Origin of the sequence: Bradyrhizobium sp. (genome assembly GCF_036009065.1) — a bacterium.
In the GTDB taxonomy this organism is placed as follows: domain Bacteria; phylum Pseudomonadota; class Alphaproteobacteria; order Rhizobiales; family Xanthobacteraceae; genus Bradyrhizobium.
The window spans coordinates 1-23,947 of sequence record NZ_DASYMN010000380.1 but is presented as its reverse complement, the minus strand read 5'-3'; the positions used below and the strand labels follow the sequence as shown (position 1 = coordinate 23,947).

The window sequence follows — 23,947 nt, the reverse complement described above, 5'->3', positions numbered from 1 at the left end:
TAGATACCTCGCCGAGATCCGCAAGTTCCCGATGCTGGAACCGCAGGAGGAATACATGTTCGCCAAGCGTTGGCGCGAACATGACGATCGGGACGCGGCGCATCACCTTGTCACCAGCCATCTCCGGCTCGTGGCCAAGATCGCCATGGGCTATCGCGGCTACGGCTTGCCCATCTCGGAAGTAGTCTCCGAAGGCAATGTCGGCCTGATGCAGGCGGTGAAGCGGTTCGAGCCCGACAAGGGATTTCGACTCGCCACATATGCCATGTGGTGGATCAAGGCCTCGATTCAAGAGTACATCCTGCGATCGTGGTCGCTGGTGAAGATGGGAACCACCGCGAACCAGAAGAAACTGTTCTTCAACCTGCGGAAAGCCAAGAGCAAGATCTCCGCGCTCGACGAGGGCGATCTGCATCCCGACCAGGTGCAGCTGATCGCAAAGCGCCTCGGCGTCACGGCCCAGGACGTGGTCGACATGAACCGCCGGCTCGGCGGCGACGCCTCGCTGAACGCGCCGATCCGCGACGACGGCGAAGCCGGCGAATGGCAGGACTGGCTGGTCGACACCTCGCCCAACCAGGAAGTGCTGATGGCCGAGCACGAGGAGTTCGATCATCGCCGGCAGGCGCTGAACGGCGCGATCGGCGTGCTCAACCCCAGGGAACGCCGCATCTTCGAAGCGCGGCGCCTCGCCGAGGACCCGATGACGCTGGAAGATTTGGCCAGCGAGTTCGGCGTCTCCCGCGAACGCGTCCGCCAGATCGAGGTGCGCGCCTTCGAGAAGGTGCAGAGCGCGGTCAAGCACACCATCGCGAAGGCGGAAGCCGCCACGATGGAAGCCGCGCACTGAACGCCGGCCGTCATTGCCGGGCTTGACCCGGCAATCCATCCGCTTCGAAAGAGTTTTGCGAAGAAGATGGATACGCGGGTCAAGCCCGCGTATGACGATGGCAGCATAGGAGGACGAAAGCCGGCGGCAACGCCGGCTTTTTTGTTGGGCAAAGCGCAGCGGCGCATTCCTTACCTCGCCCCGCTCTTCGCGGGGAGAGGTCGAAACCCGCGCGCAGCGCGGGTTTCGGGTGAGGGGCGAGGCAATGCTGCGCCACGATGAAATGACTCTCGGGTCGCAGCCACGACGTTGAAAACCGTTGCAAAGCTTCTCGATCCGTGAGTCCGGCAATTGCGGCAAGCGCAGTGCCTGGCCCCTCACCCGGCGCTTCGCGCCGACCCTCGGGTCGAGCCCGAGGGCAGGCTCTCTTCCCCGCGCAGAGCGGGGCGAGGTGAAGAGCAGCGGCGCGCGCAGATCCATCTCCTACAGCCGCGTAATCCGCGGCCCCGGCTCGCGGGCTCTGTCCTGCTCCGCGACGCAATCATTCCCGGCCCGGTTGATCCGCTCCTGCTTCTCCGGGGCAAGCTTCGTCCCCTCCACAACAGGCGCCGGCATGTCGCTTTCTTGCAGCGGCATTGCCGCGCGTCGTGCCGCCTTCTCCTTGCGAATTGCTTCCGAGAGTTGCTCCGCAGTGACGGTCTCTCCTAGGCGCATGCGCACGTCGAGTGCTATCTTGAAATTCGTCAGGTGCGCCTTGGCTTGTTCGGGCGAAAGCGGCGGCAACGATGCACGCCATTTGGCGATGCATTCACAATCCGGGCCGGCGCAGCGCTGGGCGCGGCGGCATCGCGCGTTCTCGCAGGTGGTCCAGGCTTCGAGAGATTCCGCCACCCGCCGGTTAATGTCGAGCGCGAGTTCGTAGCGGAAGCGCTCGACATCGGACGGCTCGTCCTGCTGCTTCGGTTTTGCTTTCATGGCATGCTCCTTCCTCGGGCCGAGCGTCATCGCTGCCCGCAAATTGCTTCACGTGAGTGGGAGGTTCAGCTTTCTCCCTCCGACAAAGGGGAGGGAGCGGAACGCCGAAAGGCGCACCTAACAGCGCCGCGGCATGTTTCCCGGATCGCCGGGAAACAGAGGCACACGGCAACGCCTCTCGGCGTCCCGCCGCGGCGACTTCTTCGACCTTGGGGCCGTGCTTCCGGCAGCAGGCACGAGCAAACGCCCGCTGATCCAGGCAGGTTTCCCCGCCCTTCACCCGCTCCCGTCCAGCCATTGAAGGCAGAGCCCCGTAGTGGGCCCGGACGGCTACCCAAGGCCCCCCGGGTGCGCAGGGAACGACCCCCACGCCCGCAGGCGCCGCATCCCGCCCCGCGCTACAAGCGTCCCGGCAACGCCCCTCAAGTGGGGCGGGATAGGAAAGAATTTAGTCTAGTGGGAAGATATGTCAAGCGGAGAAAGATTAAATTTTTGGGGCGGGTGGACCCTCTCCTCGCGCATGCACGCTGAAGAATGTCGGCAACGCCGGAGCAATCACGCTGAGCTCTCGAATTCCGCGCACAGCAATCAAGGTGCACGTGCTCGGTTACATTGTGCATGTTCCTTATTTGTTCTATCTTTTGCACGGGTGAGGACCTAGAAAACGGGCGCCCTAGGTCAAGCCGAAAACTTTGAGTAGCGCCTAGCGAAGATTAGTGTTGTGAAGCCGCATAGACAAATTTGCGATTTGACTCAGTTCAGAATGCTCAATCAACTGAGCCAAATAAGTTGGCAGGCTTCTATGAATCAGCTTTTTTACGGCGATAATCTTGGCGTTCTGCGGGAGAGCGTGGCCAGTGAGAGCGTTGACCTAGTCTACCTAGACCCGCCGTTCAATTCCAATTCCAACTACAACTTATTGTTCAAGTCGCCTGCTGGCGAAGGCTCTGAAGCTCAGATCGAGGCTTTTGACGATACGTGGCACTGGAATGAATCTGCGGAGCGTGCATTCAACGAAATAATGTCTGGCGAGCATTCGGATACAGCGACAATGCTTCGCGCGATGCGAGCAGCGCTTGGCGAGAACGACATGATGGCTTATCTGGCCATGATGGCAGTTCGACTGACGGAATTACGCCGTGTCCTAAAGCCAACCGGAACTCTCTATTTACATTGCGATCAGACGGCGAGTCATTATTTGAAAATCATTCTTGATGCGATTTTTGGCGCATTAAATTATCGGAATGAAATCATATGGAAGCGCTCCAACCCTAAGAGTCTCGGCTCGATAAATTTCCCAACCTGTACCGATACGATATTGAGATATTCCAAAAGCTCGAAGGCGGTCTTTCATCAACCTTATGAAGCACACGACCCAAACTACGTTGAAAAGGCGTATCGGCATTCGGACGAGAGAGGCATTTACCGATTGTTGCCGCTCTTAAATCCTAACGACAACCGGCCAAATCTAACGTACGAATTTTTGGGCGTTACACGCGTCTGGCGCTGGACAAAAGAACGGATGAATCAAGCTTACAAAGATGGCTTGGTGGTCCAGCTTAAGCCAGGTGCGGTACCACAGTACAAAAAATACCTAGATGACTCTTTAGGCCGCACCGTTACCAATTGTTGGACGGACATTTCTCAGGCCGCTGGGAGTGAGTCACTTGGTTACCCGACTCAAAAACCTGTCGCGCTTCTGGAACGTATCATTGCCGCGTCTTCTAATGAGGGCGATCTAGTCCTCGATCCTTTCTGCGGATGCGGTACCACCGTTCATGCTGCGCAAAAATTAAATCGCCGCTGGATTGGAATTGACATCACTCACCTAGCTATTGCGCTCATTGAGCGCCGATTAAGAGAAGCCTTCCCCGGCCTAGAGTTCGACGTTCGTGGAGTTCCAACTGACTACGCAGGCGCGCGCGACCTTGCAAACCGGGACAAACACGAATTTCAGAAGTGGATCACTGCAACGATTGGGGCTCAACCCTATAAGGGCGGGAAAAGAGGCATGGATCGCGGAATAGATGGTTATCTTAATTTTAGAGACGCGAACAACACGCCTCAGTTCGGAATCATTTCGGTCAAGGGCGGTGCGATAAAGTCTGGCGACGTCCGAGATTTAAAGGGAACCATGGACCGAGAGAGGGCGGCCCTCGGTCTGTTCTTGTGCTTGAATAAGCCGACGCGCGAAATGGAAAAAGAGGCCGCAGCGGCCGGTTTCTATGAGACGGGCGGGATGAAGGTGCCCAAGTTACAGATACTGACAGCCGAACAAATCTTAGACAATCGACGCCCTCAGGTGCCTTTTGGATTTACTGAAGGTTTCAAGAAAGCGATACGAGAAGAGGCAAAACAAGAGCGGCTCTTATAATTCTGCAAGAAGCGGTGGCGACCGCGAGGTGCGTTTCCGTGCTAACCAAATGAGACGCTCGCGCGGGAAACCAACTATGTCATCAGCAATAATTGCTAGTGGTTTGGGCGGGCGGTCTTTCAAAACATTGATCAGGCGCAGTTTCATCAAATCGCAGCCTAAGGTCATCGGAGTAGCTGTCGCATACGTGAGCGTTGGTGGCTTCGACTTTATGAAAAATTTGGCCGCTGAAGTCGCAGTTGATGACTGCCGTCTTGTCACCGACACCAAGGACGCCGTCACGCATCCGAATGCGTTAAGAGCGGCGCTCAGCGACGGGTGGGATGTCAAAGTTGTAGACCATCTCGCGGGCACATTTCATCCAAAGCTTTACGTGGGAGGCGCTTCATTTGATGACGATGACGGTATCAAGGACGGGTGTGTTGTTGTTACGGGATCAGCAAATTTAAGCTTAGGAGCATTATCAAGGAATGCTGAGTGTTCATACATTCGTTTCGGAGATAACATAGGTGCGTCCGCAGGTGACGCTTGGAGGGATTGTTGGGGCGCGGGCACCGAACTGACCGAAGACATATTAAGCTCTTACGAAAAATACTTCGCGCTTCGAAATCGCTCGCGTTCACCACCGGATTTGGTGGCACTTGGAGTAGCGGAGGAAATGATTCCCTCTACTGGCGGCAAGCCGGTTCAGGGCATATCACCGCCGAAAGATGGCGCCGCAATTCCTAATTCCGCAGCTACCGTGGCGTGGGCTGGCCTTCAGTCATTTACGGGCGAGTACGATCTTCAAGTTGAATTTCCAAGAGACGCGGGCGACGTATTGGCACGGATGCTTAAGACGGTAGCAAACGGTAATACTGCCACTGTGATGTGTGATGACGGACTGGCTCGTCAATTTCTATTTAGGTTCTATGAGAATAACGGTATGTGGAGATTGAACGTCCCAAACGACACTCCAAACGCAAATTGGGCGAGACAAAATAAAGATGGGATTGCGGTCGTCGAAATCGGCGGTGAAGGACAACCTGTGAGGTTTCGCGTCATCCAGCCAGGCACAGACCTTGTCGATGTGGTCGATCGATCAATTGCACTCGGAACATGGGGCAAGACATCTACTCGACTATATGGATGGTATTGAAAAATTGACTTGACCGACTCCGAACGCCGCAAGGCCATTTTGCACGATACATCCGGAGGCGGTTCCTCGCCCCACGCTCGCACCGGCCCCGCAGGCGGAGGCCAAGGGTTAGAGCCGCGCCAACCCCCTCAATAATACGCACTATAATACGGCATCACCGCCTCGTCCCCGATCGTATCGATCCCGATCGGATCATTCCCCGTCAAGAGCGCGCTGGCCTGGGTCTTGTAGTCAGGCGCCACGTCGTCGGGTTGCGGCAGCGGCTGGGCGAGGATGGCGCGGTAGTTCTGGTAGGCGTCGCGCGTGCCGATGAAGACGTTAGACGCAGTGCTGCGGTGCGGCGTAGAGGTAGCGCGGGTTGCCGCCGTTGTCGTGGACCACGAAGCGGGGCGGCGGCAGCGCGTGCAGGGCTTTTTTGGCGGCGGCGTCGCTGGCCAATTGCACCTTGGCCGGCGGAGGTCAGGTAAAAGCTGTTCTTGTCGAGGAAGGGCTTGCTCGGCGGCTCCAGCGCCGCAAGCAGCGAGCCGCCGGCCAGGAGCGCGAGGACGATGCCGAGCATTCTTGTAAGAGAGGCCTTTTGGCTCGCGCGTTGGCGGCGAACGGCCGGATCGTTGCGGAACTCATGATCACCCCTGCGGCTTCATGCAGGGACGGCTAGCGTGACGACGCCGCGGAGTCACGTGGAGGGAACTCAAAGCGCTGCCGTCATCCTGAGGTGCTCGCCGCATAGCGGCGAGCCTCGAAGGATGGCCGCAAGCAGCTGTGCTCGCGGCGATCCTTCGAGACGCCGCGCAAATGCGCGGCTCCTCAGAGTTTGTGAATCTATTCGAATTTCGACGTTTCTGCGGGTCCTAAGTCTTTGATTTGACTCATGTCGGAAAACGCAAAAATCAATAGATTCACAAGCTCTCAGGATGACGGTGGAGTGTGTGGCGTGGGCGAACCTGGAAATCGGGAGATAGTCGCTGGATTCCGGGCTCGCGCCGAAGAGGCGCGCCCCGGAATGACGGTTTTGAGGATGGATACGCGGGTCAAGCCCGCGTATGACGGGTGTTACGAAATCCGGAGCCCGCCCCCATGCATCAGCCGCGCGAAAAGGTCATCATCACCTGCGCCGTGACCGGCAACCAGACGCTGCCGTCCATGACGCCGCATCTGCCGATTACGCCCGAACAGATCGCCGACGCCTGCCTGGGCGCGGCGGAAGCCGGCGCGGCGGTCACGCATATCCATGTGCGCGATCCTGCGACCGGCATGCCGTCGATGGAGATCGGGTATTACCGCGAGGTGGTGGAGCGCATCCGCGCCAAGAACACCGCGCTGATCCTCAACATCACCACCGGCCCGGGCGGGCGGTTTGCGCCGTCGGAGGAGGATCCGAAAATCGCCGGGCCCGGCACGCTGTTCCTCACCCCCGCCAAGCGCACCGAGCACATCGCGATGCTGCGGCCGGATATCGCGACGCTCGATCTCAACACCATGACCTTCGGCGCGCAGGTCGTGATCAACACGCCGCCCAATGTGCGCAAGATGGCGAAAGTGATCCATGCCGCGGGCACAAAACCCGAGATCGAACTGTTCGATTCCGGCGATATATTGCTGATGCACGATCTCGTCCGCGACGGCACGCTGAAGGGGCCGCATCTGGCAAGCCTGGTGCTGGGGGTGAAATACGGATTCCGCCCGGCGCCGGAGACCGTGCTCTACGCGCGCGGCATGCTGCCCGCGGAGTGCGAATTCACCGCCTTCGGCACCGGCCGCTCCGCATTCCCGATGGTGGCGCAGGCGTATCTGGCGGGCGGCCATGTCCGGGTCGGGATCGAGGACGGGGTCTACCTGTCGCGCGGCGTGCTGGCCGAGAGCAACGCTGTGATGGTGGACAAGGCGCGCCACATCGTCGAGCTGCTGGGCGGCCAGGCGATGTCGGCGCTGCAGGCGCGCGCGCATCTCGGGCTGGCGGACGCGGGGCGGACGACGCGGAGCGCGGCGGAGTGAGAAGGGCTTTCACTCCCGCGCGCCCCCTCCCCTTCACTCCCGCGGCAGCTCCTCCGGCTTCTTCACCGTCGCCGCGGCGGGCTTGACGTCGAGGCCGCCGATGACGATGGCGGGCTCCAGCAGCTTCGGCTCGAGCTTTTGCCTGGAGACGAACCACGAGGCATGCGGATCGGCTGACGAGGCCGGGTTGTCGATCCAGTCCTCGCGGCGGGGGACGCGGTCCATGCCGATCGGATACACCGTCACCTGGTTGCCGACGAGACGGATGCGCAGGAAGTTGCGGAACGAATCGAGGCGCATGGCGCTGAAGGCGTCGTTGTGGTTGATGTCGGCATAGCGGCAGGTCAGCATCAGGTTGATGCCGAAGATCAGTCCGGCCACGGCGCCGCCGATCACGCCCATCAGGATGCCGATTTCGAGCAGCCAGGCCCACCATGGCCCGTTGCCGTGAAAGCCGAACAGCATCGCATCCAGCCTGATCCACAGCCTAGTCAGCGCGAACATCGCCGCGAACTGGACGGCCGCATGCAGCAGCGACAGGCCGATCACCTTGCCGGAGAACTTTTCCTGGTAGCCGGTGTATCCGATGAACCCGGCGGCAAGAATGATAAATTCGATCACGGCGACGTCGCGGCGCGGCAGCATCGACCAGGTAAAGCCGAGCAGCGCGAACAGGCTGCCGAGAAACAGGCAGAAGCCGAAGTTCAGCAGCGGGAATTTCACCTCGCCCCACAACAGCCTGGCGCTTTCTTCCCTGGACGGATAGCAGTGCTCCAGCGACAGCACGGGATCCGGCTCGCGCAGCCATTCGGCGTGGATCTGCTGCGGCAATTGGTGGGTGCCGTGCAGGAAGGCGCCGCCGCCGCCCGCGGTGATGAACTGGGTGCCGAACTCGCTGGAATAGCGGCTGTAGTGATGGGTGTCGCCCGACAGCACCAGCGGAATCTTGATGGATTTGCCGGCGTTCTCCGCGATCCAGGCGGCGTAGCTCAGGGTACGGAACGAGTTGGTTTCCTGCTCGGCGCCGTACCAGCCGGGCTCGGCGCTGCACAGGATGACGTTGGCGTTTTGCGGCATGGCCTTGGCGATGGCGACGAAATAATCCGCCTGCGGCTGGTCCATGTCGGCGACCAAAGCGATGTCGATGCCCCAGACCCAGGTGTGATCGGTCAGCTTGAAGCCGAAATAGCTGCGGCGCTGCGCGGTCAGCCAGTTGCCGACCGGCGAGGGTTTTTCGCGGCAGAAGAACGCAAGAAAATTCACCAGGCCGTCATACCAATCGTGATTGCCGGGGATCGCCAGCACGCGGGGGCGAGATTGCTTGGCGCCCTGCTTGGGAAAGGCGAACTGATAGGGCGCCCGGGTCTTGATGTTGTATTCGTCGCGCGTCGCGGTCGGATAGACCTCGTCGCCGCCCATGATCAGCGCTGAGGCCCGCGGCAGCGTCAGGTTTCCCACCTGCAGCGCGGGCTGTGCCAGAAGATAGGCGACCGCATAGGTCGAATCGAAGCCGTCGCCGAGGTCGGCGACGAAATCGACCCAGACCGCGCCGTCGGCGTCGGGCGCCAGATAGCCCGATATGTCGTCGCGCTTGGCAAAATCCGGCTCGGCCGTATCCAGCGCCGCTTCGATCAGGCGGCGGTCGGCGTATTGGCCGAACACGTCGGCGGTGATGACCCGGCCCAGCAGCTTGAACAGCAGCGTCGGATTGAACCAGTGCGTCATGACGGGATAGTGGGCCAGTTCGGCCGGCGAGGGCTTTTCGGAATGCTTCAGCTCGCTCAATTTTTTCCAGGCCATGATATGCTCCCGCGGTGAAAAACCTCAGGCTCGATCAATCCGGCTGGAGTGTCAACGTTTCTCACCGGCCCGCGGATTCGGCGCTAGAAGCGCGCGCAGCGCGGCCGAGTGAGGCGTTCACCTCTCCCCGCAGGGGAGAGGTCGGATGGCATCGAAGATGCCATCCGGGTGTGGGGCTTCGGCAGAACGATAGTCCGTAACCCCCTCACCCGGATCGCATGTGACCATGCGATCCGACCTCTCCCCTGCGGGGAGAGGCGAACGCCTCAGGCGCTCTGGCGCAGCTGCGGCATCGGCTCGGCGCCCATCGCGGGCGCCAGCGGCGACGGCTCGGTCTTCCTGGGCGCGTGGTCGTACACGGCAAAACGGTTCTTGCCGCCCTTCTTGGCTTCGTACAGCGCCTGGTCGGCGGCGGCGATCAGCCGCTCGGAATGCGCCCCGATCGCCCTGGTCCATTGCGCGACGCCGATCGAGGCCGCGATCGGAATATCGGCGCCGCTGCATCCGGCGGCGTCCTCGCGGACCGCCTCCAGCACCCGGCGCGCGATCATCGCGCCCTCGCGCAGCGTGGTGACCGGCAGCACGATGCAGAACTCGTCGCCGCCGGTGCGTGCCAGCAGGTCGCCCGGCCGCAGGCGGGTCTGCGCCATCAGCGTGAAATGCTGCAGGCAGGCGTCGCCGGCGGCGTGGCCGTGGCTGTCGTTGATTTCCTTGAAACCGTCGAGATCGATCACCAGGATGGCGAACGGCTCGCTGGTGCGCTCGGCGATCGCGCATTCCTCGACCAGCCGGCGCAGCAGCTGGCGGCGGTTGGCCACCCCGGTCAGGTCGTCGAGCAGCGCCAGATCGGCGACCTCGGCGCGCAGCCGGTCGATCGCCATCAGCACGAAACCGAAATTCCACGCCATCGACAGGAACACCAAGAGCAGGATCAGCGCCGCCTGGAATTCGTTGAAGTGCACAAAAGAGACTTCGCCGCCGATGTGCAGCACGGCGCCGCCGCCGCGGATCAGGTTGATGGCGAGAATCAGGATGGCGATGATGCCGGCAAGGCGCGCGCCGGGATTGATCCGGCCATCGCGGCGCGACAGCAGCAGGCTCAGCGTCAGCGCGATCGGGAACGACTGGCCGAGCGAATAGATGAAGATCCGCATCGGCATGTGGTCGACGACGGCGACGAAGAAGCTGAGCCCGGCAAAGCTCGAGGCGGTGATGGCGGCGGTCAGGCGCCACGACATGTCCTGGCCGTAGAAGCGGCGGATGCCGGTGGCGGCAAGGCAGCAGGCCAGGATCAGCATGGTGCCGCCCGCCAACAGCGGCAGGATCGAGTCGACGATGCCGCGCAGCATCGACACGCCGGCGCCGGCGGCGGCGATGTAAGCCGAGGCGGTCCAGAACCGCGCCGCGGTGAAATTCGGATAGCTGCGCGCCACGTAGGTCCAGATCAGGCCCAGCGCCACGAAGTTGACGACGAACACCAGCCACAGCGTCGGAACGCTCAGCATCTTAGGCTTTCAGGACACGCATGGCCCCGCCTCCCCTGTTCTCAATCAGCCTGCCCATGACGATCCCCATCGTTTCTGTCGCGCAAGATGGCCCCGCAGCGCTTAACGGTTGGTCACCGCGATGTGCGCAATCCACGGCGTGGTTTTGAATTGATAAACGCGGCGGCGCGTTGTCAGCCTGTTAACCGTGACGGGAACGGAAGCGATCGTCCAGCACAGCCGTCATCGCCGGACTTGATCCGGCGATCCATCTTCTTCTCGAGACTCTTGCGAAGATTGATGGATGCCCGGGTCAAGCCCGGGCATGGCGGACGCAGTTTTGCGGCGCGGAGTCATCTCAACGATGAAAAGCGCATAAAAACGCAACACAGCTGTGGATAACGCGGCGGCAGTCATAGGACGTCGCGGGCAGCGCGCCGCGAATCTGTTGGGATCGGTACCCGAGGATAGTGCGAGGCTGGCCCTCCGCCGAGCATGCCTCGAAGTCGCGTTTCATCCATCAACCCTAAGAGGATGCTATGGCTAAGAAAGCGAAGAAGAAGACAGCGAAGAAGGCCAAGAAGGCAAAGAAAGCCAAGAAGAAGTAGTTCGGAAAAGCTCGGGCGGAGCCTTAAGCTCCGCCTGGGCCGCCCCGGCGCACATTGTCTGATCGAAAACGGCGGGCTTTTAAGCCCGCCTTTTTGATTCCCCTCGTCATTGCCGTCATCGCCCGGCTTGCCTCTTCGCCTCTCCCGCAGGGAGAGGTGAAGGAGCCTCACCGCTCCGCCAGCGCCAGCCTTGCGCCCAGCGCCGCAAAACCGCCGGCGAAGGCGCGGCGCAGCCAGGTCATCGCCTTCGGCCGGGTGACGATGCGGTCGCGAACCGATGCCGCGAACAGGCCGTACACCACGAACACCGCGAACGTCATCGCCATGAAGGCGGCGCTCAATTCCAGCATCCGCGCGACGGGATGGTCTTCGTCCACGGCGATGAATTGCGGCAGGAACGCCAGGAAGAAGATCGACAGTTTTGGATTGAGGATATTGATCAGGATGCCGGTGACGATCAGTTTCAGCGTCGAGCGCGCATCGACGCGGGCATCCACCCTGAGCGCGCCGCGCTCGCGCAGCGCCTGCAACGCCATGTAGAGCAGATAGATCACGCCCAGCCACTTCAGCGCCGCGAACGCCAGCGCGCTGGTGTGCAGCACGGCGGCGAGCCCCAGCATCGCGGCCAGCATATGCGGGACGATGCCGAGGGTGCAGCCGAACGCCGCGGCGATGCTGGCCCGCGCGCCGCGCGTCAGCGCCGCCGCCAGCGTGTACAGCACGCCGGTGCCGGGCGAGACGATGACGATCAGCGAGGTCAGCAGGAAGGAGAGCGACATCGGGCCCCTGTCAGTTCAATCCCAGCCGACGTGGCGGCCAGCGCGGGCGCCGCGATCGCAGCGCGGACGAACACGGCGCTCACCGCCCGGCCAGCCGGTCGGCGAAATAGCCGATGGTCTTGCGATAGATGGTCGCCCTGTTCCATTCGCGCATCGCCTCGAAATTCGCAGTGCCCTCGCCGTAAGGCGCCCCTCGCGTCCACCCCGCGGTGCGCAGCAGATTGGCGGTGGAGGCGAGCACGTCCGGCACGCTGTGGCGCAGGTCGACATGACCGTTGCCGTCGAAATCGACGCCGTATTTGATATAGGACGAGGGCAGGAACTGGGTCTGGCCGATCTCGCCGGCAAAGGCGCCGACCAGGTCGCGCAGCGGCAGATCGCCGCGCTGCACGATCTGCAGCGCCGCCAGCAATTCGCCCTGGAACAATTCGGTGCGGCGGCAATCATGCGCCATGGTCGCCAGCGTCCGCACCACCGGCATCTTGCCGATGTCGCCCTTGCCGAAATCCGACTCCAGCCCCCAGATCGCCACGATGATGGTCGGCGGTACGCCGAAGCGCTGCTCGATTCTAGCGAGCAGCGCGGCATGCCGCTGCAGCATCGCCCTGCCGCCATTGATGCGGCCGGCGCCGACGCGCGTGGAGACATATTGCTCGAAGGATTTGTTGAAGGTGCCGCGCTGGCGGCGGTCGAAGGCGAGCACCGCGGGGTCCTGCGTGACGCCGGAGAGGGATTGCGAGATCACGGATTGCGAGATGCCCTTGGCGGCCGCTTCCCGCGAGATGTTGGCGACGAAGGCGTTGAAGTCGCCGCCGCAGGGGGCGGCGTGGGCGGGGGTGGCGAGGAGGAGAAAGGGAAGGAAGATGGCAAGGCGGAGGGCGGGCATGACAAAGCGATTCCTTGCGAGCGCAGAATGTGGGTGGTTGTAGCATGATCTGCGCCATTCTTCGAGACGCCGCCAACCCACTGTTCTCACGGCAGGGGATGAGGCCATAGACAAAACGTCTTACGCCTGCGCTTTAAAAAGAAGGTGCTATCAACCTACGGTTGGGTATATTAGGCTTATGATTGTGGAGAGCCCCAAGGCGCATTTGAATATTACCCTAGTTCATGGAACTTGGGGTCGAGGCATCTTTGTGCCGACAGACTATCCTTGGTGGGGTTCGTATTGGTTCAATGACGGTTCGGCATTCCGGGAGCGGCTGAACGCAGAGTTGGCCAATAGAAACATCGAAGCTCAAATTGAATGCGTTAGTTGGAGCGGAGCAAATTCAGTCCTTGCGCGAGCAGCAGCAGTACCTGAACTCTGTGACCATTTATGCACAAAACCAAAAGATTCCCCTAACGTTGTAATCGCACACAGTCACGGCGGGAATATTGCGATGCAGGCGATCGGTGAGATGGGGGGCCAAGGCGCAAATGTTCTTCTTGTGAGCCTTGCGACGCCTTTTCTCAAGGTTATCCCTATGCGATCAACCACGCGGTTCGTAGTAACATTCTTTATTCTCGCCATTGTTACTCTTATCCTATCATTGGGCACCTTGCTTTTAAACGATTTGAATTGGTGGGTTCGCATCGCATGCGCGATCTTGGCCACAATGCTTGTGTGGATTCTGGGATTACATATCTGCGCGTGGTTCAAACCAAAACAGCTTGACGAAGCAGCAAACTTTAATATCACGCCAGCTTTATCCCCGCGCCTGCTTGCAATTCGGGGGTTTGCCGATGAGGCTTCGCTTGCCCTTAGCGTCGGAAGGGCGGGTGCCCGCCTCGGTTATATCGTATCGAATTTGATAATTGGCCAGCTTTTTGTAGTAGCCGTACTGCTCATGATATTTGCTTTGGCAACGAAGTGGAGTTCGCTAAAAGACAGCATCGATCTTATTACTGGCTACGCAGCTGTGATTTTTATTTCCTCCATATTGCTGCCGAATTTTCTTACCTCAGTCTTGGGCCGGGAATTTTTGGTGGAAGCATCTCGTTACGAGATTACGGTAGAATCCGTGCCAGATAGCGCGGATGCACGGGCCAGTATTTTGACCCTGCAACCGTTTTCAGAAGATTCATTTGGTTTGCAATCTCTACGTCACTCTATCTACAACCATCCTGGTTGCGTAACCGAGATAATCAACTGGCTTGAGCAGAGCATTGCGTTTCAGGGACGCCACTCGTAGAACAATCGATAGCTGTCGCATGAGTATAGAACATCGACCACACACCGTTCATTCATCTGCATCGGATTTGGAACCGCTTTAGAATCACGCCGCTGCCGCCCGCATCAATGCACCGACGTCGATTCCATACAGAAGTTGATCGGATCGGGTTGAAGCCGTAGAATTAGTTTGGCGCGCTATTTCGACAAAGGCACGTGCAAATAATCGAAGCGCGGCCCGACCTCCAGATGTCAGGTGCTCCGACGGCAAGACCGCCCGCCCTCACCTCACCTTCCTCACCGCCCCCATCACCTTTCCCGCATCGAACCCCAGCACTTCCGCCAGTTCCAGAAGCTCCACGACATAGACAGGGCGTTGGCCGCTCTCGAGGCGGGCTATGAAGGACCTGGACTTGCCAAGCCGCTCGGCCAACTGCGCCTGCGTCAGGCCGGCGGCTTTGCGGTGCTCGATCAAGAAGGTGATCAGGATTTTTGACGTTTCAACCCGAGTGTTGTTACCAATTCAGCCCCCACGGTCTGGCTTGCGGGGAATCGGTCTAGTATGGTTTTCGGGTTATCTTAAAAACAGATAGATGGAAACGCATCGCGGAGCTTCGCCGGGAGCGCACAAGGAGGTGAGTGTTTGCGTCGGGGATGCGCCCTTTTGGGCGAAGACCCGGAATCCGGCACGGTGCGCTGCTCTGGATTCCGGGTTCGCGCCAAGCGGCGCGCCCCGGAATGACGGCAAACAAGCAGGCCGTCATCCTGAGGCGCTCGCCGCATTAGCGGCGGCCTCGAAGGATCGTCACAGGCGCGTGTGCGGCCATCCTTCGAGACGCCGCGCAAGAGCGCGGCTCCTCAGGATGACGGTGTTAGTTGTGGCGGCGCATCCGGAAGCGGATCGCGGCGCTACGCCGGGAACGCGCCTAAGCCGCCGCATCCCTCGCAAGTGCGCCTCGCGCTTCGATCTCTCGGCGCAACCAGCCAGGCGCGGCATCGAAACCGTTCGGCCAGGTCGGGGCGCCATCTTCAAGGAACACGCGCGCAAAATAGGCCGGGTCGCGCAGCGGTTCGACCATCGGGCCGCTCTCGGCGACGATAGCGGCGAAATCGTACTCGCCCGCCATGCCGTCGCTGAAGGTTGCGCGCAGCCGGTATTCGCCGAGAACTTTGAGTTTTGCCACCTTAAACATTGTCGAGTCCCGCGATCGTCTCACATCCACGGACTTTTGCCGCACCGTTTTGCCCATGCAACATACTGATACGCGAAGGAGGCTCGATTGCACGCGGCCGCGCTCGGCATCTTTCTTCTGCACGCCACGGGCAGATCGCACACGCGCTGCCGTCATCCTGAGGTGCTCGCCGCGCAGCGGCGAGCCTCGAAGGATAATCACGGGCACGCTTGCGGCGATCCTTCGAGATGCCCGGCTTCACTTGCGCTTTGCCGGGCTCCTCAGGATGACGGCGGTACGTGAGGCAAAGCCGTCATTGCGAGGAACTCTTGCGACGAAGCAATCCAGCAAGCGTAGCCCGGATGAATGCAGCGACATCCGCGAGTACAAATATTTCGTGTTGCTTCTCCGCACAGGCGTCCGCCGATTTCGTGCTTGCTGTATCTGGCCGTTCGCCTCTTCTTACGTAGCCTCACTCGCCGCCGTCGCGCTCCTGAGCTCCGTGAACCACGGCTGTCACAACGATCCGCTGTGGCGCCCGATCAACCTCATACACCACGATGTAAGGCAATCGCGGCACAGCCCATTCGAATGTATTCGATTCACGACCGGCGTGGCCCATAAACGGGAAGTCGATCAACAATTCCGTGCTGCTGAAGAGCCTGTCAACCACGGTCTTTGCCGCGGCCGGGCTTTCCTGAGCTATCCAGTCGAAAATGTCTTCCAGATCGGCGAGCGCCTCGTCGTCCCAAACGAGTTCAATGCCGTCATCTACGAACCGAGCCTCGCGATTCGCTCTCGTGCTTCGGCATGAGACACCAGCTTGCGATCGGGGTTGGCTAGCCGGCGTCGCACTTCGGCCACTTGCGCGTCGGTCAACCGCAATTCGCGCATGTGTTTAACGTAGTCGAGCAGCGCGCCGGCGGCAGCATCTTGCTCGCCCTCCGGTAATTGTTCGACCTGGCGCAAGGCATGTTCGAGCAGCTTTGTCATGGTGGCAATATAACACGCTTACCGATGGAATGACACTCTCGCTGCGCCGGTTGATTCCTGCAACATACTGACACGCGAAGAAACCTGATTACACAAGCATCCATGCATCGGGCGTGCCGCGAGCGCTAACCCCTCACTCCCCGCCGTCGATCTGCCTGCCCATCAGCGCGATCGCCTTCTGATACACGCCCGCCGCATTCCAGGCCTGGATGGCCGCGAAGTTGGGCTCGCCTGGCTGATAGCCGCCGCCGGCGCGCCAGCCGTGCGCTTTCAGAAAGTTCGCGGTCGAGTTCAGGGCGTTGGCGGCGACTTCGAGGTTGCCGGTGCCGTAGGCCAAAATCGCCTTGGGCATGAACTGGGTCTGGCCGACTTCGCCGTGCATGGAGCCGCGTTGCGCGGGCGACAGCACCCCGCGATCGATCAGCTGCAGCGCCGCGTAGAGGTGCTCGGTGAAATAGGCCGAGCGCCGGCAATCATAGGCCAGCGTCGCGATCGAGGCGAGCATGTTCTGGTTGCCGCGCTGGCTGCCGAAACCGGTCTCCATGCCCCAGATTGCGAGCAGCGGTCCCGGCGGCACGCCGGTGCGGCTCTGGATGGAAGCAAACAGCGCGCCTTGCGATTGCTTTAGCGAGCGCCCCTTCGCGACGATGGTCGCCGCGCCACGCTTGGCGAGAAACTGATCGAGCGAGAGCGAGAAACTGCGCTGGCCGCGGTCGGCGTTGATGGTCGCTTGCGCGTAGTTGGTCGCCATCAGGGCCTGGACGGTCGAGGCGCTGATGCCCTTGGACCGCGCCTCGCCTGCGAATTCCTGTTTCCAGGTGGGAAAGCCCGCGGCGGAACTGCCGCATTGCGCGGCGTCGGCGCGCGAGGTCAGGCATGCCGGGATGGCTAAGGCCGCAAAGATGGCCGCTACAAGTTTCTTGTTCTGCGTCATCAACGAAGTCCCTCGGTTTTGCGGCAGCGTTCCATCCGGCCTGCAACTACGGCGTCCAGCTTAGCGAAACGTTTGCGGTGGTCTAGGCCATTCGGAAAGATCGCCGGTTCCCCGTCATGCGCGGGCTTGACCCGCCTGCGGGGCCGAAGCCCCTTCGGCGAGGCGAGGCCCGCGCATCCATCCATCTTCGCAAAAAATCTTTCGAGGTAGATGAATTGCCGGGTCAAGCCCGGCAATGACGAGCGGGCATTAACGATCAATGAAAAAACGACCGCGTCAGGATCGCGACGTTCAGGGCGATGGCAAAGCCGACCATCCATTTCACCAGCGCGAGCTCATATTCAACCTTGAGAACTGCGCCATCGAGTCGGGAGAACCGGTTGTCGTAGTTGGCAAGCGTTTCGGCGGCCTTGCGCGCCTTATCCTCCGGCGCGCCGGCGGCGATTAGGGCATCGTAAACTTCCGAGATCATCGTCGACACGGCAATTGCCCGTCCTCGCAAACTCACTATCGGCCAAGAATAGCGCAACCAAGGTCGTGCCGGAAGCTACTGCCGGTAGTAACGCTCATGGGGATGCGACACAGCGCGCCTCTCCTTCGAGACGCCGCGCGACGCGCGGCTTCTCGGGATGCGGGTGGGAAACCTACCCCCGCCGCTTTTCCTTGATGGCCTTGATCTCGCGCATCTGCGCGGAAAAATCCTCGACCGCCGCGCGCTCGTGTTCGGTCAGCGTGTCGCGCGGCAGCTTGGCGACCAGGACTTCGAGGACGTCGCCGATGCGCCCGAGCTGGCGGCCATAGGAGCCGACGTCGTCGAGGATTTCGGCTTCGACGTCCGGCGCGCTGGAGCGGCCGAGATTGACGGTGAACCAGCTGAACCTGTTGCCTGTGAAATTGGCGAACCAGTTCCAGGGCAGGATGTTCTGCGCGACCCCGCCGGAGAAAGGTCCGGTGCCGCCGGAGGCTGCCGGCGCGGCAGGGTGATTGAGCAACAGCGGCGCGAGCATCATGGCCATGGGCGGACTCCTTGCAGTTGCCGGCGGCGAAGTTTGGGGCAATCAGGCGGTGGTTGCAAGGACGCGGCCAGCATGGGTTGCGCGCAAAAAAAACGGCGGGCTTTCGCCCGCCGCTTTGTTTCGATCGATGTCCGGCTCAGTGCTTACTTGCAGACCAGCTGGTTCAGCACGAACTTCTCGATGGTCGACCCCGCCGGGATGGTCGCGGTCTGCCCGATGGGATAAGTCGGCTTTGCCCACTCGCAGTTCGACGGTATTGGACCGATCGGGGCCAGTTCCGTCAGCGTGCACACGCTGGTGGCCGCGATGCCGGTTAGCGTCACGTTCGGCATCGCCGCGGTGAGATTGACGATCTGGTTCGGGCCGGCCGGCGTGCACGTCACCTGCACCGGGAAAGTGATCCCGGGCGGAATCGGCGAAGCCGCACCGGGAATTGGCACCATCTTCTTTCCCACATTGAGCGAGCCCGCCGGGACACAGCCCATGAGATTGGCCACTTCGACGCCGGTCGTAGCCGGCGGCGCTGCAATCGTCACGTTTTGTCCCGGTTGATAGGTCGGTGGCAGGGCAACGGATACCAACGGCTTGTCGCACTTCCCGGTTGCCGTGAGCGGCTGCTCCGCCACGTTGCAGATGCTACCGGGCGCGATATTGGAGATCACCTGAGACGGATTGGCGGCGGTAAGGTTCAGGGTGGTGCTGGGGCCGGATGGCGTGCATACGACATCGACCGGGAAGACCACACCCGTGAGATCCGGCAAGCTGGTGCCCGTTGGCGCATTGAAAGTCTTTTTCACCGCCAGCGTTCCGGGGTCCTTGCCTTTGCTGTTGGTGATCATAGCGATGGTCATGGTGGAGATGTCACCGGGCACGACGGTTACCGTCGAGGTTTGGGCCTTGGGATCGCAGGCGACCTGCTGGTTTGCGGGAATGGTGTTGCAGTCAGTCACGCTGGCGCCAGCAGTCGGGAGCTCGTGGATCACGACCGTTCCCGACTCCACTTCGATGGCCGGCGAGCAGGCGCCCGGCGGGACCACGAACGGTCCGAGACCGCCGGGGTTGACCATGAAGCTGCCAGCCACGTCGCCCTTCTTGCAGATCTCCAGGTAGCCGGTCTTCTTGTCGGTAAACGTCACCTCGGTGACGCCGCTGCCGATGCTGACGTTGACGGTGCCGCCGGCGAGATTGGGCGTGCCCAGCAGCCGATTGGCCGGCGCCACCACGATGCTCGACACGGTGATCCCGGGCTGCATCGTCTCGGCGACGGTAACGTTCGAACCGACCGCCAAGCTCGGACCCACTACACAGGTGCCGCCAGGCGCGGGGCCGGCGGGAACCGTGAACGTGCTGGAGCCCGCGGTGAAGGTGAACGGCGTTCCGATCGCAATGCCGGGCCCGGCTACCTTGCACACCTTGAGAATGCCGGCGCCTTCCCCTTTGACGCAGACAAGGCTGTTAAGCACTTCAAGCGCGTTGCCGCCTTGCTGCAGGACGAGGCCTTTTGGTTCGAGTTTGGGAACCCAAACCGCGAGGCCGGAGGGACAGCCCTTGTTGAGCATCGGTGTCGTCGGCAGTGTGGACTCAGCTAGCGTGCACGTAGCGCCGACCGGGAGGTTGGGTACGGCCTGCGACGGAATCGGAGTTGGCGGGAGGGTGAATGTCAGGGGCTGGCTCGGCGCGTAGTTCGTGCCGTTGAGAATCAGCGAACAATTCACCTCCACGATAAAGGACGCCGAGGCTGGCAGCACTGCGGGCCCGACCGCCTCGACGACCTTGGTGACTTTTAAGTCGGTGACGGCGAAGATCGGCACGCAGCGGCTGGTCTTCCACGTAGATGGGTCATTCGGATACCAATCTTCGGGCTTCACCCCGCCCACCGCGAGGGTGGCGGCGGCGTCGTTACACAGCTGACCCGGTTTGGCCGGGTAGGGAGCCGGATAAGGACCGGGCACCTGGAAGCTCGGGCTCGCCGCCCAATTGTGGTCCAACGCCTGGATGTTCAGCGTCGATGGGTTGCTGGTCGGCGGCGGCGACCAGTTGAAATCGCACTGCAGCGGCTGAGGGGCCGACAAGAAATTAAAATTAAAGAAGCACTGGTCGGTCCACTGCGACGCCGCATAGTTCGCGGGCGCGAAGGTATCGGTCAGGGTTACTAGGTCGGACGCGACGATCGGATCGCCCAGGTTGGAAATGATGAGCCGATAGATGAGCGGCCCGCCATTCTGTGTCGTCCAGGGCGGCGGATTGACGCCCTTGATCTCGGCGTCCTTGTTGACCACGAGATTGAAGCATTGCGGCAGCGGCAGAGCGACGTGATCGTAAAAACCCGGATTGGTGTTGGTAGGCCAGGGCAGATTGGGGTCGTAGAGCGCCGACTGATCCATGATCGCGGCGTTGTCGAGTTCGCCCTTGCGCGCGCAACGCGGGTTTGGCCCCGGCTTGTCGACATTGATCGTGACATTGCAGGTGACCGTGCCGTTGGTCGGGAAGATGACCGGAACGAGGTTCTGGATGATCCGCACGCCCTGCTGCGGCAGCGCGGTGGGGGTAACCTGAACCACTCCGGCTTTGGCGATCGGGAATGTGCCGCCAACGATCGTGAAGCCCGTGACGCCCGCGGTCGCGCTGCAGGTGTAGTTGTAGTGGACGTTAAGAGGCGATGCGTAGGCGGGCTGCACGATCCGCAGGGCATCCACCATGGTGCCGATCGTGGCCTGCTGCGCGCTCAAGTTCTGGTAGGTGACGGTGTAATTGGTGTTCTGGCCGAACACGATCTTCTGTGGGGCGCTGGTCACCTTTTTGGTGACTTGGAAGTTGCAGGGCTTCGGCGACTCGAAATACGCAATGGCGGGATCGCTCTGCAGCGTGATGGTGTTGCCGCCGAGCGTGGGGTCGGAATAACTTGCCCGGACGAAATTGAGCACGGGCTTTGCCTTGACATCCGGATAGCTGTCGCATTCCGGGTTGCTGTATTCAATTTTCAACTGGAAGCTGACGGTGCTGTTTGCGGCCACGGATGGGATATTCGCTCCAACCATCCAGCGCGGGTTGAGATACCCGGTCACCGGCTGTGCCGTTCCGAGCCCCGGGATTGGCACCACGGTGATGCCCATCACCTGGGCGGTGAAGGCCGGCGTGCCGATGCCGCCCGAGACAAAATCGCCCAGCGTTGCATTCGTATCGAACAGCGAGACGTTGGCGATCGGCTGGTTGGAGGTATTTTGCAGGGTGACCACATAGTTGACGGTGGTGCCCCACGCGAACTGCGTGCCGGTCGTCTGCGGCGGCAACAGCGCCTTGGTGATCGTCAAAGCGGGTTTGCCGCAGTTGGGATTGACCGTTCCGTTGAACGTGATCGGCACGGGGGCCATGCTGGTGTTGTTGCCAGGCATGGTTTCAAAGGTCGTCGTGGTCGCGCCGGGGATGTTGAAGCCGATATGCGCCTCATTCCGGAGAATGTTGCCGCCGACGACCAGCTGACAGGCCATGCCGATTGGCACCGCAATGACTGCATCGAACTCGATGACCATCGAGTTGCCGCTCCTGAGGACGCTGGTACTCAAAGGCGGGTAGCTCCATTGCACGAAATCGACCGGGCTCGTGGACGGGACGAAGACGGGCGAATGAATGGTGCTCGGCACCGCGCCAAAGCAGTCGGACGTGCCGGGAACGGGCGTGCCGCTCATCGTGCTGGTGACCCATTGCGTGCAGGTTCCGTTACCTTGATACGTGACCGTCAACGGTATGCTGGTCGTCGGCACCGAGACGCGGTCCTGCGACTGCAGGCCATAGACGTCGTTCGGACCGTTGTTGGTCACCGTGATCGCGTAGTGGACCGTTGCCGTGCCGATGCTCGAGGCAGTCACCGTTGCGGTCTTTGCGATCGAGACATCGCTCGGGATCATCGAGGGCGGACCGACCACCGCGTTGACCTGGCCAGAGACCACAAGGGGGGTGCCGACATGATTGCCGGCAGGATATACGGCCACAGAATTGTTCGCGTTGTTCGCCGTGGCCGGCAGATAGTTGAAATAGCCGGTGATGGTGCAGGGCACCTGCTGATTGGGCGGCAGGAGTATTGGACCGAAGAACATCTGCGATGCAGCAGCCGGCATGGTAGGGCCGCAGGTCGTCGACAGTGGAACGAAGCCCGGCGGAAACGATTCTGCGAGATCGACCGACATTCCAGTCGGGCTGAATAGCGAGAAAGTGTAGGAGACCGCAGTGCCGGGCAAGACCACCGGGAAGGCGGTGCCGACGGCGCATGCATTTGGCCCGCCGAGGGCCGGGCCGCAGAGGTCCTTTGCTACGGTGACCTGCGCTCGCGCCGTGTTGACTACACCCGAGACAAACACGCCAGCGAGCAGTATCGAAAGCGGCAACAGCCGTGCAAGAAATCTGGACATAAATACCCCCGCGGCCGCGTTACCAAACGGGCGCAGCCAATATGAATCTCAAGAATAAGAGTGGCCCCGGGGCGCGAATGGATAACTTCCCGCGCGCCTGGATCGGCCGTTTGTCTTATGAAAGCCGCCACTGAAATAAAGAGCGGCGCGACCCGCCTGTTACCAACGCAGAAAAATTATACGTCAGAATATTACCTATACCTTAGGTGGTATTTAATCGAACTGCAATAGGAAATCTGAAGCGGAGCATCGAGACGCCAAATGTCGGTCTGCGCGAGCAACGCCGCCGCCGGCGCCGGTCGTGCTTTCAGCCAATTATTCAGAAAGCTTCGAAGGTTACGGCGTCGATGCATGGTCGGCGGGCCGGGCCCGAGCGCGGGATTTCCAATGATCAAAAGCTCCGCAGCCTCGGATTAAAGCCCCGAGGGCGAGGCTTGTCAGTTATCCAGGAACGACCGCAGCTTCCTGCTCCTGCTCGGATGCTTCAGCTTGCGCAGCGCCTTGGCCTCGATCTGGCGGATGCGCTCGCGCGTCACCGAGAACTGCTGCCCGACCTCTTCCAGCGTGTGGTCGGTGTTCATGCCGATGCCGAAGCGCATGCGCAGCACGCGTTCTTCGCGCGGGGTGAGCGAGGCCAGCACCCGCGTCGTGGTCTCGCGCAGGTTGCTTTGGATCGCGGCATCGATGGGCAGGATCGCGTTCTTGTCCTCGATGAAATCGCCGAGATGCGAGTCTTCCTCGTCGCCAACAGGTGTCTCCAGCGACAGCGGCTCTTTTGCGATTTTCAGGACCTTGCGGACCTTCTCCAAGGGCATGCCGAGCTTTTCGGCGAGCTCTTCCGGCGTCGGCTCGCGGCCGATCTCGTTCAGCATCTGCCTCGACGTGCGCACGATCTTGTTGATGGTCTCGATCATGTGCACGGGAATGCGGATGGTGCGCGCCTGATCGGCGATCGAGCGCGTGATCGCCTGGCGGATCCACCACGTCGCATAGGTGGAGAACTTGTAGCCGCGGCGGTATTCGAATTTGTCCACCGCCTTCATCAAGCCGATATTGCCTTCCTGGATCAGATCGAGGAACTGCAGGCCGCGGTTGGTGTATTTCTTGGCAATCGAGATCACCAGCCGCAAATTGGCCTCGACCATCTCCTTCTTGGCCTGGCGCGCCTCGCGCTCGCCCTTCTGCACGCCGTGCACGATCTTGCGGAATTCGCCGATCTCGAGCCCGGTCAACGCCGCCAGCGACTGGATTTCGTGGCGCAGTTCCTTGATGCGGTCCTTTTCGTGATGGAC

At 61.1% G+C, this 23,947-nt stretch carries 19 protein-coding genes; 5 read left to right on the top strand and 14 right to left on the bottom strand.

Annotation, left to right across the window (positions count from 1 at the left end; translation table 11 throughout):
* A partial coding sequence (gene rpoH, locus VGP39_RS23215) for an RNA polymerase sigma factor RpoH (RefSeq protein WP_327570434.1) occupies positions 1-850 on the top strand: 850 nt, incomplete at its 5' end.
* A gap of 462 nt (positions 851-1,312) precedes the next feature.
* On the opposite strand, the gene VGP39_RS23210 is transcribed toward rpoH, so the two are convergent.
* Positions 1,313-1,834, bottom strand: coding sequence for a hypothetical protein (locus VGP39_RS23210; RefSeq protein ID WP_327570433.1), 522 nt, complete (start codon positions 1,832-1,834; stop codon positions 1,313-1,315).
* A gap of 772 nt (positions 1,835-2,606) precedes the next feature.
* Between VGP39_RS23210 and VGP39_RS23205 the strand changes: the two genes are divergently transcribed.
* The 3 genes from VGP39_RS23205 (at position 2,607) to VGP39_RS23195 (ending at position 7,311) form a co-directional block, all read left to right on the top strand.
* A complete protein-coding gene (locus VGP39_RS23205; RefSeq protein ID WP_327570432.1) occupies positions 2,607-4,178 on the top strand; it encodes a site-specific DNA-methyltransferase in 1,572 nt (523 codons plus the stop codon).
* 76 nt (positions 4,179-4,254) lie between these two features.
* The gene (locus VGP39_RS23200; protein WP_327570431.1) at positions 4,255-5,316 is read left to right on the top strand and encodes a phospholipase D family protein; all 1,062 of its coding nucleotides are present in this window, start codon (positions 4,255-4,257) and stop codon (positions 5,314-5,316) included.
* A gap of 1,077 nt (positions 5,317-6,393) precedes the next feature.
* A complete protein-coding gene (locus VGP39_RS23195) occupies positions 6,394-7,311 on the top strand; it encodes a 3-keto-5-aminohexanoate cleavage protein (RefSeq protein ID WP_327570430.1) in 918 nt (305 codons plus the stop codon).
* Positions 7,312-7,344: 33 nt separating this feature from the next.
* Here the strand turns inward: VGP39_RS23195 and VGP39_RS23190 are convergent, their stop codons facing one another.
* The 4 genes from VGP39_RS23190 to VGP39_RS23175 all read right to left on the bottom strand — a co-directional run bounded on the left by VGP39_RS23190 (position 7,345) and on the right by VGP39_RS23175 (position 12,868).
* Positions 7,345-9,111 carry a hypothetical protein gene (locus tag VGP39_RS23190; protein WP_327570429.1) on the bottom strand — a complete coding sequence of 589 codons (1,767 nt, stop codon included), beginning with the start codon at positions 9,109-9,111 and terminating at the stop codon, positions 7,345-7,347.
* A 266-nt stretch (positions 9,112-9,377) separates the two neighbouring features.
* Complete coding sequence (locus VGP39_RS23185; protein WP_327570428.1) at positions 9,378-10,616, bottom strand: GGDEF domain-containing protein; 1,239 nt, start codon at positions 10,614-10,616, stop codon at positions 9,378-9,380.
* A gap of 754 nt (positions 10,617-11,370) precedes the next feature.
* Positions 11,371-11,982: a LysE family translocator gene (locus tag VGP39_RS23180; RefSeq protein WP_327570427.1), complete on the bottom strand. Its 612-nt coding sequence runs from the start codon at positions 11,980-11,982 to the stop codon at positions 11,371-11,373.
* Between the two features lie 79 nt (positions 11,983-12,061).
* Positions 12,062-12,868, bottom strand: a complete 807-nt coding sequence (locus tag VGP39_RS23175) for a lytic murein transglycosylase (protein ID WP_327570426.1) — start codon at positions 12,866-12,868, stop codon at positions 12,062-12,064.
* 250 nt (positions 12,869-13,118) lie between these two features.
* On the opposite strand from VGP39_RS23175, the gene VGP39_RS23170 reads away from it, so the two are divergent.
* Positions 13,119-14,156, top strand: a complete 1,038-nt coding sequence (locus VGP39_RS23170) for a hypothetical protein (protein WP_327570425.1) — start codon at positions 13,119-13,121, stop codon at positions 14,154-14,156.
* Positions 14,157-14,417: 261 nt separating this feature from the next.
* Here VGP39_RS23170 and VGP39_RS23165 read toward each other — a convergent pair whose 3' ends face one another.
* From VGP39_RS23165 to rpoD, 9 genes are all read right to left on the bottom strand, one after another.
* Entirely contained in the window at positions 14,418-14,609 is a 192-nt protein-coding gene (locus VGP39_RS23165) for a helix-turn-helix transcriptional regulator (RefSeq protein WP_327570424.1), read from the bottom strand.
* A gap of 451 nt (positions 14,610-15,060) precedes the next feature.
* Complete coding sequence (locus VGP39_RS23160) at positions 15,061-15,534, bottom strand: DUF2442 domain-containing protein (protein ID WP_327570423.1); 474 nt, start codon at positions 15,532-15,534, stop codon at positions 15,061-15,063.
* A gap of 244 nt (positions 15,535-15,778) precedes the next feature.
* Complete coding sequence (locus VGP39_RS23155; RefSeq protein ID WP_327570436.1) at positions 15,779-16,069, bottom strand: type II toxin-antitoxin system RelE/ParE family toxin; 291 nt, start codon at positions 16,067-16,069, stop codon at positions 15,779-15,781.
* 8 nt (positions 16,070-16,077) lie between these two features.
* Positions 16,078-16,299 (bottom strand): hypothetical protein, encoded by a 222-nt coding sequence (locus VGP39_RS23150; RefSeq protein ID WP_327570422.1) that lies wholly within the window; start codon positions 16,297-16,299, stop codon positions 16,078-16,080.
* A 133-nt stretch (positions 16,300-16,432) separates the two neighbouring features.
* Positions 16,433-17,233, bottom strand: a complete 801-nt coding sequence (locus VGP39_RS23145; protein WP_327570421.1) for a lytic murein transglycosylase — start codon at positions 17,231-17,233, stop codon at positions 16,433-16,435.
* Positions 17,234-17,489: 256 nt separating this feature from the next.
* The gene (locus tag VGP39_RS23140) at positions 17,490-17,705 is read right to left on the bottom strand and encodes an integrase (RefSeq protein ID WP_327570435.1); all 216 of its coding nucleotides are present in this window, start codon (positions 17,703-17,705) and stop codon (positions 17,490-17,492) included.
* Positions 17,706-17,877: 172 nt separating this feature from the next.
* Positions 17,878-18,249, bottom strand: a complete 372-nt coding sequence (locus VGP39_RS23135; RefSeq protein ID WP_327570420.1) for a hypothetical protein — start codon at positions 18,247-18,249, stop codon at positions 17,878-17,880.
* 143 nt (positions 18,250-18,392) lie between these two features.
* Entirely contained in the window at positions 18,393-22,655 is a 4,263-nt protein-coding gene (locus tag VGP39_RS23130) for a DUF5979 domain-containing protein (RefSeq protein ID WP_327570419.1), read from the bottom strand.
* Between the two features lie 437 nt (positions 22,656-23,092).
* Positions 23,093-23,947, bottom strand: an 855-nt coding sequence (gene rpoD / locus VGP39_RS23125; protein WP_327570418.1) for an RNA polymerase sigma factor RpoD, incomplete at its 5' end; no start/stop codon positions are given.